We start from the raw sequence: 13780 nt of genomic DNA on the forward strand, positions 1-13780 counted from the left end.
GCGGTCGTCGATCGGCCGCTCTGTCCTCGATGACCGTTTCCGGGATGCCCGTGATCGGGCTCACCACATTTCGGATAACAATTCGGTCGACGTCGCTCCGCCCGGGGCGGCACCGGTCGGGCCCGGCGTGCCGCCGTCCCGGGCGGTGTCCTCGCGAGTGGGTCCGGGTCAGCCGGCACGGGCGGGGCGCCAGCGGGCGCCGGGCACCGCGGCCGGCACCGGGACCGGGAGCCGGGTCGTCGCCGCGTCGTCACGGCCCTCCACCGCCGCGACCGGGTCCTCGGCACGGCCGGGACGGAGCGCGGTGGCCGCCGCGTAGGACTCGGCGGACAGGGTCCGCGCCGCCTCGGCCGCCAGCTCGGCGTCCCGCCAGGCCCGCCGCTCCCGCTCCGCGGCCGCCGCCCAGGCCGCCCGGCGGCTCTCGCGTACCGCTCGGGCCAGGACGATCTCCTGCTCGGCCGGGTGCCGGCGCGGGTCCCACCCGTTGCGGTGGGCCAGCACGTCGGCGAGCTGCCGCGCGCTCAGGTCGCCCCGCCAGTGCGCGGTCATCGCCGCGTGGTGCAGCCAGCGCTCCCGGGCCGCGTACTCGGCCGGGGTGCGCGGGGTGTGCGGCGCGGGCAGGGCCGCCGCGGGGGCCAGGCGGCGGGCGGCGGCCTCGGCCTCGTCGTACGCCCGCCAGGCCCGGTCGGCCTCGTCCTGGGCGGTGAGCCACTGCTCCCGGCGCCGCCGGGCGGTCTGCGCGGCGCCGGCGGCGGCCACCGCCACCTCGTCGGCGTAGCGGCGCAGGTCGGCCCGGCGGGCGGCCGCCTCCACGGCCGGGTCGGGGGCCGGATCGGAAGCGCCGTCCCGCTCCGGGCGGGCGACCAGCACGGCGAGCAGGCCGAGGGCGAGCAGGAGCAGGGCCGACCAGATGGCGGCGGCCTCGGGCACCTCGGTGAGGAAATGGTAGAGAACGGTCTGCGGCATGGTCGGCACCTCACGGGAGAGAACGTGGTGGAGAGGTGTCCGCACGACCGCGCAGGGCGGCGGGCGCGGCGGCAACGGGTGCCGCCGGGCCGCCCGGCGGGCGGGTGCGGGGGTGAGGTTCGGTGCGTGCGGCGGGCGCGGGCCGTCGGCCCGCGGGCGGGGTCAGCGGGCGGGCGGCGCCCGGGAGCCGACGGTGGCCGGGACCAGCCCGGCGAGGGCGAGCGACCGGTCCGCCGCGCGGGTCACGGCCCCGGGCGTCGCCGCCGGCCGGGGCTGACCCGCCGGCAGGGCCGGCGCGTCGACGGCTTGGCCCCGGACGTCCTGCCCGGTGCCGGGGGTGGCGGGGTCGGCTGCGGCCCGGAGCTGCCCGGCGGCGTCGGCGCGCAGGGACAGACCCTCGGCGGAGGCCACCACGGTGGCCGCCACCGGTGCGGTCGCGGGCCCGCCGAGCGGCAACGTGGCCGCGCCGAACGAGCAGGCGACGAGCACGGCCAGCGTGGCCAGCGTCCGGGCGGTCCAGCGCGCCACCCACCACACGGGACAGGTGAGCGCGATCGGCAGCACGGGTACAAACTACCGCCGATGACGCCACATCGCACCGTCGCGCGGGCGTGTCGCGGTGCCGCACCGGGCACTCGGCACCGGCCACGGTGGACAGGCGGCGGGTGCGAGAACCGGGCCGGCGGACGTGCCCGGCTCAGCCCGGGTCGCGCCGTCCGGCGTACTCGACGGGTCTGGTCGGGGTGCCGGGGGCCGCGCGCGGCGCGGGGATCCGCGGCGCCGGCGCCCGGCGGGCCCGGCGCGGCGGGCCGAGGCGGCGCATCAGGGGCATCTCCACCCACCGGTGCAGGGCGGCGGCGAGCAGGAGGTTGACCAGCAGGAAGGCGAGCACCGCGAGCGGGCCCGACCAGCCGCCCAGGCCCGTGCCCCAGTCGCCGGTGAGCCGCAGCACGGTCCTCATGACCAGCACGTGGACCAGGTAGAAGGCAAAGGAGACCTCGCCGAGCCAGACCATCGCGCGGGACCGCCACGGCGTGGGCCGGCCCCGCACGTCGGCGTCCGCCGCCGCCGTGATGACCAGCAGGTAGGCCGCCGCGAGCAGGGCCGCCCAGAACTCGGCGCGGATCCACAGCGCGGCCACCACCCAGGTGGCCACGAAGAGCAGGCTGGCCACGGTCAGGTTGGGGCCGCGCCAGCGGCCTCGGCGCAGCAGCTCGGCGGCCGCCACCCCCAGCCAGAACTCGAAGGAGCGGGTGACCGGGAAGATCTGGGTGAACCACCAGCGGCTCTCCTCCGGCACCAGCTGCTGCGCGGGCCAGAGGGCCAGGATGAGCAGCGGCACGGCGACCACGACCGCCCACAGCGCGCCGGTCCGGGCCCGGCGCAGCCACGGCAGCACCAGCGGCAGGCAGAGGTAGAAGGCCAGCTCGCAGGAGAGCGACCAGCTCACGTTGTTGACGCTGTAGAAGTAGCCGTCCAGGGGGATCCAGGCCTGCAGCAGGAAAAGGTTGCCGACCGCGGCCCACGGGGCGACCGGGTCGGCGAACCAGAGCGCGACGGCCAGCGCCACCACGAAGGTCACCAGGTGGTTCGGGTAGATCTTGGCGAGCCGCCGGCGCAGGAAGGTGCGGCGGGCCTCGCCGTCGCGGTACGACCAGACCAGCACGAATCCACTGAGGATGAAGAAGAACTCCACCCCGGAGAGGCCGAGGCCGAACGCCGTGCCCACGAAGGCCTTCAGGTCGGGCTGGGCGACGATCCCCATGGTGCCGACGTGGAAGGCGAAGACCAGCAGGGCGGCGATCCAGCGCAGCCCGGTCAGCGACGGCAGGCGGGTGGCGCGGGGGGCGGCCGGGGCACTCGTCACGCCGGGCACCCTACCGGGCGCCCGAGGTCGCGACCCCGAGCGCCGCCGGTCCTCGTACGCCTGTTCGAGAGCAGGGTAGGATCGGCCGCGTGTCCGACATCGCGTACCAGCCCTCGATGCTCGACTTCGCCGCCCAGGGTCCCACCCTGGGCCCGCTCGCCGGCCGGGTGCGCCGGCACGAGCTGAGCCGGGGCGCCTGGGTCGACCACCTGCCCGGCTGGGTGGCGGGCTCCGACGCGGTGCTCGACACGCTGCTGCACGAGGTGCCGTGGCGGGCCGAGCGCCGCACCATGTACGACGCCGAAATCGACGTCCCCCGCCTGCTCTGCTGGTACGCCGCCGGCCGGCGACTGCCGCATCCGGTGCTCACCACGGCGCGCGACACGCTCACCCGGCACTACGCGGCCGAGCTGGGCGAGCCGTTCGTGACGGCCGGGATGTGCCTCTACCGGGACGGCCGGGACAGCGTGGCCTGGCACGGCGACACCCTGGGCCGCTCCGCGCACACCGACACCCTGGTGGCCATCGTCTCGTTCGGGTCGCCCCGGCCGCTGCTGCTGCGCCCCCGCGGCGGAGGGGGGACCAGCCTGCGCTTCCCGCTCGGCCACGGCGACCTCGTGGTGATGGGCGGTTCCTGCCAGCGCACCTGGGAGCACGCCATCCCGAAGACCGCCCGGCCGGTCGGCCCCCGGGTCAGCGTCCAGTTCCGCCCGGCCGGCGTGGCCTGACGCCGAGCCGGCCCCGGGCCCGGACCGGCGCCGTGCTAGAAACAACTCTCAGGGTCGATCACGCCCCCGTCACCTGACGACGCGAAGGGCTGCCATGACCCAGTCCCCCACCACCTCCCGCTGGTCCCCCTGGACCCGGCACGGCGACGGCCGCTCCGTGACCCCCGGCGACGTGGTCCACCCCGGCGAGCGGCTGTCCTGGCCGCGCACCGTCGGAGTCGGCGTGCAGCACGTGGTCGCCATGTTCGGCGCCACCTTCACGGTGCCGCTGATCACCGGCTTCCCACCGGCCACCACGCTGTTCTTCTCCGGGCTGGGCACGCTGCTGTTCCTGCTGATCACCGGCAACCGGCTGCCCTCGTACCTGGGGTCGTCGTTCGCCTTCATCGCCCCGGTGCTGGCCGCGAAGACCGACGGCGGCATCGGCGCGGCGCTGGGCGGCATCGTGGTGGCCGGCGTCGCGCTGGCGCTGGTCGGCGTGGTGGTGCAACTGGCCGGGGCGCGCTGGATCGACGCCCTCATGCCGCCGGTGGTGACCGGCGCCATCGTGGCCCTCATCGGGCTCAATCTGGCCCCCGTGGCCTGGGACGGCGGCGGCAGCGGCACCGGCGTCAAGGCGCAGCCGCTGATCGCGGTGATCACCCTGGTCGCCATCCTGGTCGCCACGGTGCTCTTCCGCGGCTTCCTGGCCCGGCTGTCGATCCTGCTCGGCGTCGTGGTCGGCTGGGTGCTGGCCGCGCTGCTCGGCCAGCTCGACCCGACGGCGGTCACCACGCTGAAGGAGGCCGCCTGGGTGGGCCTGCCGCAGTTCCACGCCCCGAGCTTCGGCCTACGCGCCGTGGTGCTGGTCATCCCGGTGATCCTGGTGCTGATCGCGGAGAACGCGGGGCACGTCAAGGCGGTCGCCGCGATGACCGGGCGGAACCTGGACCGGGACATGGGGCGGGCGTTCCTCGGCGACGGCGTCGCCACCGTGCTGGCCGGCTCCGGGGGCGGCTCCGGCACCACCACGTACGCGGAGAACATCGGCGTGATGGCGGCGACCCGGGTCTACTCGACGGCGGCGTACTGGGTGGCCGGGTTCGCGGCGGTGCTGCTCGGGCTCTGCCCGAAGTTCGGCGCGCTGATCCTCACTGTGCCGGCCGGGGTGCTGGGCGGCGCCACCACGGCCCTGTACGGCCTGATCGCCGTGCTGGGCGCCCGCATCTGGATCGAGAACCGGGTGGACTTCCACGACCCGGTCAACCTCATGACGGCCGCGGTCGCCGTGATCGTCGGCGCCGCCAACTACACCCTGACCGCCGGCGACCTCTCGTTCAACGGCATCGCCCTGGGCACCGCCGCCGCCCTGGTGATCTACCACGGCATGCGCCTGATCGCCCACCTCCGCGGCACGACCCCCACGACCCGCCAAGGCCCCGAACCGGAACTCTGACCGCACCCCCGGATGTGGGAAGGGGCCGCGGCGGCAGCCGCGGCCCCTTCCTCCGTGGGGTCAGTCGCGGTCGATCTGGTGGCCGACCACCGTGGGGCCGAGCATCACCGCGAAGCCGGAGCCGTCGCGGCGGGGGTCGGCCGGGGGCAGCTCGACCGGGTCGCCGGTGGCGGTGGCGCCGACCGGGCGCGGGCCGATCCAGGCCACGGCCAGGTCCAGCTCACCCTTGAGCAACCGCTGGGCGCGCACGCCGCCGGTCGCCCGGCCCTTCGCCGGGTACGCCTTGAAGGGCGTCACCTTGACCGTGGCGCCGGTCGAGGTGACCACCATCGGCTCCCCGTGGCCCGGGTCGTCGGTGCGGATCGCGCCGAAGAAGACCACCCGCGCCCCGGCCGGCAGGTTGATGCCGGCCATGCCGCCGCCCTTGATGCCCTGCGGCCGGACCACCGACGCCGCGAAGCGCAGCAGCGACGCCTCCGAGGAGACGAACGCCAGGGTCTCCGCCCCGTCGGTGAGCCAGGTCGCCCCGACCACCTCGTCGCCGTCGCGCAGCGAGATCACCTCGAACTCGTCCGAGCGGACCGGCCACTCGGGCGCGCAGACCTTCACCACGCCGTGGCGGGTGCCGAGCGCCAGGCCGGGCGAGCCCTCGGCGGGCGGGCCGAGCGGGGCCAGCCCGACGACCGTCTCACCCTGCTCCAGCGGCACCAGCTCGGCGGCGGACATGCCGCCGCGCAGCGACACCGTGCCGGACTGCTCCGGCAGCACCGGCAGCGGGAGCACGTCGATCTTGAAGGCCCGCCCGGCGCTGGTCACCAGGAGCACCCGGCCGCGGGCGGTCGAGTGCACCACGGCGCGTACCGCGTCGTGCTTGACCCGGCCGCTGCGCCGGCGCGCCTCGGCGGCCTCCTCCGACTCGGCCGCCGTGCGGGCGACCAGCCCGGTGGCGGAGAGGATGACCTGGCAGGGATCGTCGGCGACCTCCAGCGGCCCGGCCGGCACGGAGGCCGCCAGGACCTCCTTGAGGTCGCCGTCGACCAGGGTGGTGCGGCGGTCGGCGCCGAACTGCTTGATCACGGCGGCCAGCTCGTCGGAGACCAGCTTCCGCAGCACCTTCGGGTCGTCGAGGATCTTCGACAGCTCGGCGATCTCGCCGCGCAGCTTCTCCTGCTCGGCCTCCAGCTCCAGCCGGTCGTACTTCGTGAGCCGGCGCAGCGGGGTGTCCAGGATGTAGGTGGCCTGGATCTCGGAGAGCTTGAACTTCTGCATGAGGCCGTCCTTGGCGGCCTGGGCGTCCTCGCTGGCCCGGATCAGCTTGACCACCTTGTCGATGTCGAGCAGGGCGATCAGCAGGCCGTCGACCAGGTGCAGCCGCTCCTCGCGCTTGCGCTTGCGGTACGCGCTGCGCCGGGTGACCACCTCGTAGCGGTGGGCGAGGAACACCTCCAGCAGCTGCTTGAGCCCCAGGGTCTGCGGCTGGCCGTCGACCAGGACCAGGTTGTTCACGCCGAAGGACTGCTCCAGCGGGGTGAGCCGCCAGAGATCGGCCAGCAGTGCCTGCGGGTTGACGCCGACCTTGCACTCGATGACCAGCCGGGTGCCGTTCTCCCGGTCGGTGAGGTCCTTGACGTCGGCGATGCCGGTCAACCGCTTGGTCTTGTTGACCTCGTTGGTGATGGCGGCGATGACCTTCTCGGCGCCCACCCCGTAGGGCAGCTCGGTGACCGTGATGGCCTGCCGGCCCCGGCTGCCCTCCAGCGGGCCGGTCTGCACCCGGGCCCGCATCCGCACCACGCCGCGCCCGGTCTCGTAGGCCCGGCGCACCTCGTCGAGGCCGAGCAGCAGCCCGCCGGTGGGCAGGTCGGGGCCGGGGACGAACTCCATGAGCTTGTCGAGCGTGGCGTCCGGGTGGTTGATCAGCCAGCGGGCGGCGTGGACGACCTCGGCCAGGTTGTGCGGGATCATGTTGGTGGCCATGCCGACCGCGATCCCGGACGCGCCGTTGACCAGCAGGTTCGGGAAGGCCGCCGGCAGCACGGTGGGCTGGGTCAGCGAGCCGTCGTAGTTGGGCTCGACGTCGACGGTGTCCTCGCCCAGCTCGCCGACCAGCAGCATGGCCTCGCGGGACATGCGCGCCTCGGTGTAGCGGGCGGCGGCCGGGCCGTCGTCGGGCGAGCCGAAGTTGCCGTGCCCGTCGATCAGCGGCACGTTGAGCGAGAAGTCCTGGGCGAGCCGGACCATCGCGTCGTAGATCGCCGTGTCGCCGTGCGGGTGGTACTTGCCCATGACGTCGCCGACGATCCGGGCCGACTTCACGTGCCCCCGGTCGGGGCGGTGGCCCTGCTCGTACATGGACCAGAGGATGCGCCGGTGCACCGGCTTGAGCCCGTCCCGGGCGTCGGGCAGGGCCCGGGAGTGGATGACCGAGAAGGCGTATTCCAGGTAGGAGTCCGACACCTCGGTGACCAGCGGGTTGTCGAAGACCCGGGCGCCGGCCTGGTCGAAGGCGGAGAGGTCCGCCTTGGCGCGGTCGTCCTTGCGGCGTGCCATGGTTCAGCTTTCCCTTCGAAGAACCCGGTGGTCAGGCGTCGATGGCGTCGCGGTCGACCCGGTCGGCCGAGTCGATGAGCCAGTTGCGGCGGGGCTCGACCTTCTCTCCCATGAGCAGTTCGAGGATCCGCTCGGCGGCCTCGACGTCGTCGAGGGTGATGCGGCGGACCGCCCGCGTTGCCGGGTTCATGGTCGTCTCCCACAGCTCGTCGGCGTCCATCTCACCGAGACCCTTGAACCGCGGGATGGGGGTCACGATCTGCTTGCCGGCCTTCTCCAGCTTGCGGACCGTCGCCTCCATCTCGGCCTGGGTGTAGGTGTAGACCGTCTGCGGGTTGCGCCCCTTGGTGGTGATCTTGTGCAGGGGCGGCATGGCCGCGTAGAGCCGGCCCGCCTCGATGAGCGGTCGCATGTAGCGGGCGAAGAGCGTGATGAGCAGGGTCCGGATGTGCGCCCCGTCCACGTCCGCGTCGGCCATGATGAGCACCCGGCCGTAGCGCAGCGCGGTGAGGTCGAAGGTGCGCCCCGAGCCGGCGCCGAGCACCTGCACGATCGCCGCGCACTCGGCGTTGTCCAGCACCTGCTGGAGGTTGGCCTTCTGCACGTTGAGGATCTTGCCGCGGATCGGCAGCAGGGCCTGGTATTCCGAGGAGCGGGCCATCCGGCTGGTGCCCAGGGCGCTGTCACCCTCCACGATGAACAGCTCGCTGCGGTCCACCCCGGTGGCCCGGCAGTCGACCAGCTTGGCCGGCATCGACGCGCCCTCCAGGGCGGTCTTGCGCCGGGCGGCGTCCTTCTGCTGCTTCTGGGTGAGCCGGACCCGGGCCGCGTCGACGATCTTCTGCAGCACCGTGCGGGCCTCGGCCTTGGTCCGCCGGTCCTCCAGCCAGGCCTTGAGGTGCGCCTCGACCAGCCCCTGGAGCACCTTGGTGATGCCCGCGGTGGACAGCTCGTCCTTGGTCTGCGAGGTGAACTGCGGCTCCGGGATCCGCACGTGGACCACCGCGGTCATGCCCTCCAGGACGTCGTCCAGGGTGGGCGCGTCCTCCTTGGGCTTGAGCAGGCCGCGGGTCGTGCGGGCGGCCTCGGCCAGGGTGCGCGCCAGGGCCCGCTCGAAGCCCTTGCGGTGGGTGCCGCCGTGGGCGTTGCGGATCGTGTTGGTGAAGCACTCGACGGTGCGCTCGTAGCCGGTGCCCCAGCGGAAAGCCACCTCGATCTCGGCCCGGCGCTGCACGTTGGACTGCATGACGCCGTTGGCGTCGGCGGCGTTCTCCCGGTAGGTCCCCTCGCCGGTGACCAGCAGAGTGCCGGAGACCGGGCGGTCGCCGGCCGGGGCAAGGTAGTCCACCATGTCGGTGAGGCCGTTGGGGAAGTGGAAGTTCTCCTCGACGGCCTTCTCGCCGGTCTCGTCGCGCAGCCGGTAGGCCACGCCGGGGACGAGGAAGGCGGTGTTGCGCAGCTTGAGCCGGACCGCCTCGGTGTCCAGCGCCGCGCCGGTCTCGAAGTAGCGCGGGTCGTGCCACCAGCGGATGGAGGTGCCGGTGCGCTGGCCGCGCTTCATGGCGCCGACGATCTGCAGACCGGGGCCGGGCGTGAACGGCGCCTCCGGGCCGTCGCCGTCGAAGATCCCGGGTACGCCGTGCCGGAACGACATCGAGTGGATCTTGCCGCCGCGGCGGACCGTGACGTCGAACCGCCGGGAGAGCGCGTTCACGGCCGAGGCGCCCACACCGTGCAGGCCGCCCGAGGTCTTGTAGCCGGACCCGCCGAACTTGCCGCCCGCGTGCAGCCGGGTCAGCACCAGCTCGACGCCCGAGATCCCGGACTTGGCGTGCACGTCGGTCGGGATGCCGCGGCCGTCGTCGTCGACCCGCACCGAGCCGTCGGCGTGCAGGATGACGTCGACCTTCGTGGCGTGACCCGCGACACCCTCGTCGGTCGAGTTGTCGAGGATCTCGTTGACGAGGTGACCCACGCCACGGCTGTCGGTCGAGCCGATGTACATGCCGGGGCGCTTCCGGACGGCGTCGAGGCCCTCCAGGTGCGTCAGGTCGTCGGCCCCGTACAGGGTCTCAGGCTGTGCGGTCAACTGGTCGTACTCCCAGGTCTCGGCGGTGTCGTGCCGTTCACCGTGCGATCCCCCACGTCGATCGCCGGGCGCGGCGCGCCGGAGCGAGCCTAGCCCGGCACTCCGACAGACCCGCGGCACCCGGTGCGGTGCGGCGCGGTCGGCCGGCGCCGCGGGGGCGAGGAGGCGTCCGTGCAGGACAACGACGTGCCCCGCCGGTGTCTTCCCGCCGGGCGCCGCGGGAGCGAACACCCGGGATGTCCATCCATTGACGTGCGTCACACGGCCGTGATCTGATCGCCTCCTCAGAGGATCTTTCACATTTCGATGTGTGAGGGGGTCGGCCCATGTCCCTGTTCCGTCGTGCCGCGCTCGCGGCGGCGTTGGCCGTGGCCGCGGTGGCGCTGCCGGCCGCCGTGGCGCCCGCCGGGCCCGCCGCGGCCGCCCTGCCCACCGCCGCCGTGGCGCTGGGCGACAGCTTCATCAGCGGCGAGGGCGCCGGGGCGTACGCGCCGGTCGTCGACGTCAACGGGGTGGCCCAGGGCTTCCCCGGCTGGTCGGCGCCGAACAGCAACGCCTACTTCTGCCACCGCTCGCCCAACGCCTCGCTGTTCCAGGCCGACCTGCCGGGCATCGCCGCCCGGTTCAACCTGGCCTGCTCGGGCGGGCAGCCCTACGACATCGCGGCCGCCTCGGCGAGCCGGACCAAGGGCCGGCAGGTCGGCGCCCAGCTCGACCAGCTCCGGGCGGTGGCACGCACCCACGACATCGACCTGGTGCTGGTGGGCCTCGGCTCGAACAACAGCTCGTTCACCTTCGGCAGCGTGGCGGAGAAGTGCGCCAACCGGTTCATCGCCGACGCCTGGACCGGCTGGTGGGAGTTCTGGGCGTACCTCGGCGGGCCGGTCGAGCAGGAGCCCTGCACGGACGCCGACCTGGCCACCGCCGCCCAGTTCGCCGCCGCGACCGCGGAGACCACCACGGCGGTCCGGCAACTCCTCACCACGCTCGACCAGATCGACGCCGACGGCCAGCACCGAGTGGTGCTCCAGGACTACACCAACCCGCTCCCCGCCGAGCTGGCCCCGGGCTACTGGAGCGAGGACGACCGGGACGACACCCGGGACAAGTTCCGCGCCCTCGGCGCCGAGCGGTACGCGGCCGGCTGCCCGATCCACCGCGGCAGTCTCGCCCCGGGCCAGCGCTTCTCGCAGGGTCTCGGCACCCTGGTCAGCTCGGTCCGGAGCACCCTGGCCGCCGAGTTCCCGCAGGACGACCTGGTCTACCTCAACGTGCAGCGCGCCTTCGACGGCGCCCGGCTCTGCGAGTCGGCGGGCAGCCCCGGCAACGCGCTGGCCACCCCGATCCGGCTCATGGACGGCCCGACCGGCGTCTTCGTGACCAGCCTCTCCGGTTACGACAAGCTCGACATCCAGCGGATCGCGAACGCCTGCGGCACCTACTTCCAGACCTGCCAGGAGTCGTGGCACCCGAGCGCCGCCGGCCACCGGGTGCTCGGCCGCTGCCTGGCCGGCGCCGCCACGACGGGCTCCCGGGCGGTCTCCTGCGTCCGCGCCCCGGACGGCACGATCACGGTGGGCTGACCGGCCACGACCGCGAGGCGTCCCGGCCCGGGGGCGCCTCGCGGTGGGTCAGGGGCGGACGGCCGCGCCGAGCACGTGCGGCGACGCCGGCCCCGGCATTCCGCTCGGCGGGAAACGGAACCGGTCCAGCTCGACCACGGTGAAGCCGGCGGCCTTGATCGCCGCCACGGTGTCCCGTCCGGTGTGGCAGCCGGCGCAGCACAGCGGCCAGAGCGTGGCGTCGGCGAAGCGCTGGGCCCGGCGCAGCCCGGGGGTCTCCGCCACGACGTGCTCGTAGAAGCGGAGCTGTCCGCCCGGGCGGAGCACCCGGCGCGCCTCGCGCAGCGCCACCGCCTGGTCCGGCACCGAGCAGAGCACCAGCGACAGCACCACCGCGTCGGCGCTCGCGTCGGCGACCGGCAGGGCCTCGGCCAGGCCGGCGGCCACGGTCACCGGCACGCGGGCGTCGGGCGCGGCGGCCCGGACGAGGGCGCGCAGCCGCGGCTCGGGCTCCACGGCGAGCACTCCGGTCACCGGCGGCGCATAGTGCGGGAGGTTCCGCCCGTTGCCGGCGCCCACCTCGACGACCCGGCCGCGCAGCCCGGCGACCAGGCGCCGCCGGTGCGCGGCGGCGCCGGCCCGGTCCATGGCGACGCTGGCGCGGGCGAAGACCCGGGCGAAGATCGGATGCGAGACCGCCATCAGGTGTGAACCACCGGAACGCCGAGGGTGAGCAGCAGCGGGCCGGCCGCGCCGTCGACCAGGTCGCCGAGGCGTACCCCGTCGAGCACGGCGAGGAAGGCGGCCTGGGCGCGGCGCAGTTCGCCCCGCAGCCGGCAGCCGGCGACCAGCGGGCACGCCGGCTGCTCACAGTTGACCACCTCGTCGCCGCCCTCGAAGGCCCGTACCACGTGGCCCACGGTCAGCTCCCCGGCGGGCTCGGCGAAGGCCACCCCGCCGGAGCGGCCCCGGGTGGTCACCAGCACGCCGAGCCGCTGCAGGCGCTGCACCACCTTGGCCACGTGGCTGCGCGGCAGCGCGAGCTGGGTGGCGAGTTCGTCCACGGTGGTCCGGGCCGGGGACGCGGCGGTCAGCATGGCGATCCGCAGGGCCATGTCGGTCGACCGGTTGAGCTTCACGCCTCGACCCTAGCCAGGGTGTGCACGCCGCGACACGGGCCGACCAGCCCGTTCGCGGCAGTGACGCCGGCCACGCGGCTCTCGGGACCTTCGGCCCTGAAGAGGCATCTGCCATTCCTGTTCAGTGGTGATCAACCCGTTCGACGCCCGAAGGAGTAGTCGTGCTCTCGGAATCCTCCGCAGCCGTGGTGACGGCGACGCTGCCCGCCGTGCAGGCACACGGCGAGACGATCACCGGCCGGTTCTACCAGCGGATGTTCGCCGCCCACCCGGAGCTGCTGAACATCTTCAACCGCAGCAACCAGGCCACCGGCACGCAGAAGGCGGCGCTCGCCGACGCCGTGGTCGCGTACGCCGAGCACCTGACCGGGGGCAGCGCGGTGCCGTGGGGGCCGGTCCTGGACCGGATCGCGCACAAGCACGTCTCCCTCGGGATCACCGCCACCCAGTACACCATCGTCGGCCGGCACCTGATGGCCGCCGTGGCCGAGGTGCTCGGCGAGGCGGTCACCCCGGAGGTCGCGGCCGCCTGGGACGAGGTGTACTGGCTGCTGGCCTGCGAGCTGATCGCCCGGGAGGCGCGCCTCTACACCGAGGCCGGGGTGCCGGAGAACGGCTCGGTGTGGCGCGAGTGGCGGGTCACGGCGAAGACCGCGGAGACCCCGGACGTGGTGTCGTTCACCCTGGTCCCCGCCGACGGCGGGCGGGTGCCCGGCTTCACCGCCGGCCGGTACACCTCGGTGGCGGTCGACCTGGACGGCGGTCGCGGCCAGCAGATCCGGCAGTACAGCCTCTCCGGCCGGCCCGGCGCCGACCACTGGCGGATCACGGTGAAGCGGGTACGCGGCACCGCCGGCACGCCCGACGGCATCGTCTCCGGTTTCCTGCACGAGCGGGTCGCCGTCGGCGACACGCTCCGGCTCAGCCCGCCGTTCGGTGAGGTCAGCGCGCTCGGCGACGGCCAGCCGCTGCTGCTGGTCAGCGCCGGCATCGGGCTGACCCCGGCCATGTCGGCACTCGCCTACCTGGCGGCCACCGAACCCGACCGGCCGGTGACGCTCGTGCACGCCGACCGGACCGGCGCCGCGCACGCGCTGCGCCACGAACTGCCGGCGCTCCAGGAGCGGCTGCCGAACCTCGCCGTCCACCTCTGGTACGAGGACACCGCCGGCGGCGACCTGGCCGGGGTGAAGGCGGAGATCACCGAGGGGCTCGTCGACCCGGCGCTGGTCCCGCTCGCCCCCGGCGCGTACGTGCACCTGTGCGGGCCGGTGCCGTTCATGGCCCTGGTCCGGGGCGGCCTGCTGCGCCGGGGGGTGCCGGCCGAGCGGATCGCGTACGAGGTGTTCGGGCCGGGCATGCTGCGCTGAGGCCCGCGGGAGGGGCCGGGCGCCGCTTTGCCCGGCTTCGCCGCTTACCGCCGCGCCGACCAGCGGCTTTGGTC

11 protein-coding genes are annotated in these 13780 nt (G+C 74.4%); 4 read left to right on the top strand and 7 right to left on the bottom strand.

All coding sequences use genetic code 11. The features are described 5' to 3' along the window. Window positions 1-168 precede the first annotated feature (168 nt). From RMN56_RS01680 to RMN56_RS01690, 3 genes are all read right to left on the bottom strand, one after another. On the bottom strand, window positions 169-966 hold the full coding sequence (locus RMN56_RS01680; RefSeq protein ID WP_313722067.1) for a hypothetical protein: 798 nt from the start codon (window positions 964-966) through the stop codon (window positions 169-171). A 162-nt stretch (window positions 967-1128) separates the two neighbouring features. Then, entirely contained in the window at window positions 1129-1530 is a 402-nt protein-coding gene (locus tag RMN56_RS01685; RefSeq protein WP_313722068.1) for a hypothetical protein, read from the bottom strand. Between the two features lie 133 nt (window positions 1531-1663). Beyond that, a complete protein-coding gene (locus RMN56_RS01690; protein ID WP_313722069.1) occupies window positions 1664-2833 on the bottom strand; it encodes an acyltransferase family protein in 1170 nt (389 codons plus the stop codon). Between the two features lie 89 nt (window positions 2834-2922). On the opposite strand from RMN56_RS01690, the gene RMN56_RS01695 reads away from it, so the two are divergent. After that, a complete protein-coding gene (locus tag RMN56_RS01695) occupies window positions 2923-3561 on the top strand; it encodes an alpha-ketoglutarate-dependent dioxygenase AlkB (RefSeq protein ID WP_313722070.1) in 639 nt (212 codons plus the stop codon). A 94-nt stretch (window positions 3562-3655) separates the two neighbouring features. Then, window positions 3656-4996 (top strand): uracil-xanthine permease family protein, encoded by a 1341-nt coding sequence (locus RMN56_RS01700; protein WP_313722072.1) that lies wholly within the window; start codon window positions 3656-3658, stop codon window positions 4994-4996. Between the two features lie 60 nt (window positions 4997-5056). Here RMN56_RS01700 and RMN56_RS01705 read toward each other — a convergent pair whose 3' ends face one another. Both RMN56_RS01705 and RMN56_RS01710 read right to left on the bottom strand, forming a co-directional pair. After that, complete coding sequence (locus RMN56_RS01705; RefSeq protein WP_313722074.1) at window positions 5057-7546, bottom strand: DNA gyrase/topoisomerase IV subunit A; 2490 nt, start codon at window positions 7544-7546, stop codon at window positions 5057-5059. Window positions 7547-7577: 31 nt separating this feature from the next. Next, window positions 7578-9635, bottom strand: coding sequence for a DNA gyrase/topoisomerase IV subunit B (locus tag RMN56_RS01710; protein ID WP_376787264.1), 2058 nt, complete (start codon window positions 9633-9635; stop codon window positions 7578-7580). Window positions 9636-9961: 326 nt separating this feature from the next. Here RMN56_RS01710 and RMN56_RS01715 point away from each other — a divergent pair, with 326 nt between their 5' ends. Further along, a complete protein-coding gene (locus RMN56_RS01715; RefSeq protein WP_313722076.1) occupies window positions 9962-11218 on the top strand; it encodes an SGNH/GDSL hydrolase family protein in 1257 nt (418 codons plus the stop codon). A 48-nt stretch (window positions 11219-11266) separates the two neighbouring features. Here the strand turns inward: RMN56_RS01715 and RMN56_RS01720 are convergent, their stop codons facing one another. Then, entirely contained in the window at window positions 11267-11899 is a 633-nt protein-coding gene (locus tag RMN56_RS01720; RefSeq protein WP_313722077.1) for a class I SAM-dependent methyltransferase, read from the bottom strand. Continuing rightward, a complete protein-coding gene (locus tag RMN56_RS01725) occupies window positions 11899-12336 on the bottom strand; it encodes an RrF2 family transcriptional regulator (RefSeq protein ID WP_313722078.1) in 438 nt (145 codons plus the stop codon). Before RMN56_RS01725 ends, RMN56_RS01720 begins: the two co-directional genes overlap by 1 nt. A 161-nt stretch (window positions 12337-12497) precedes the next feature. On the opposite strand from RMN56_RS01725, the gene RMN56_RS01730 reads away from it, so the two are divergent. Continuing rightward, complete coding sequence (locus RMN56_RS01730) at window positions 12498-13706, top strand: globin domain-containing protein (RefSeq protein ID WP_313722079.1); 1209 nt, start codon at window positions 12498-12500, stop codon at window positions 13704-13706. Window positions 13707-13780: the final 74 nt, after the last annotated feature.

The sequence above is a fragment of the Micromonospora halotolerans genome (assembly GCF_032108445.1).
GTDB lineage: Bacteria > Actinomycetota > Actinomycetes > Mycobacteriales > Micromonosporaceae > Micromonospora > Micromonospora halotolerans.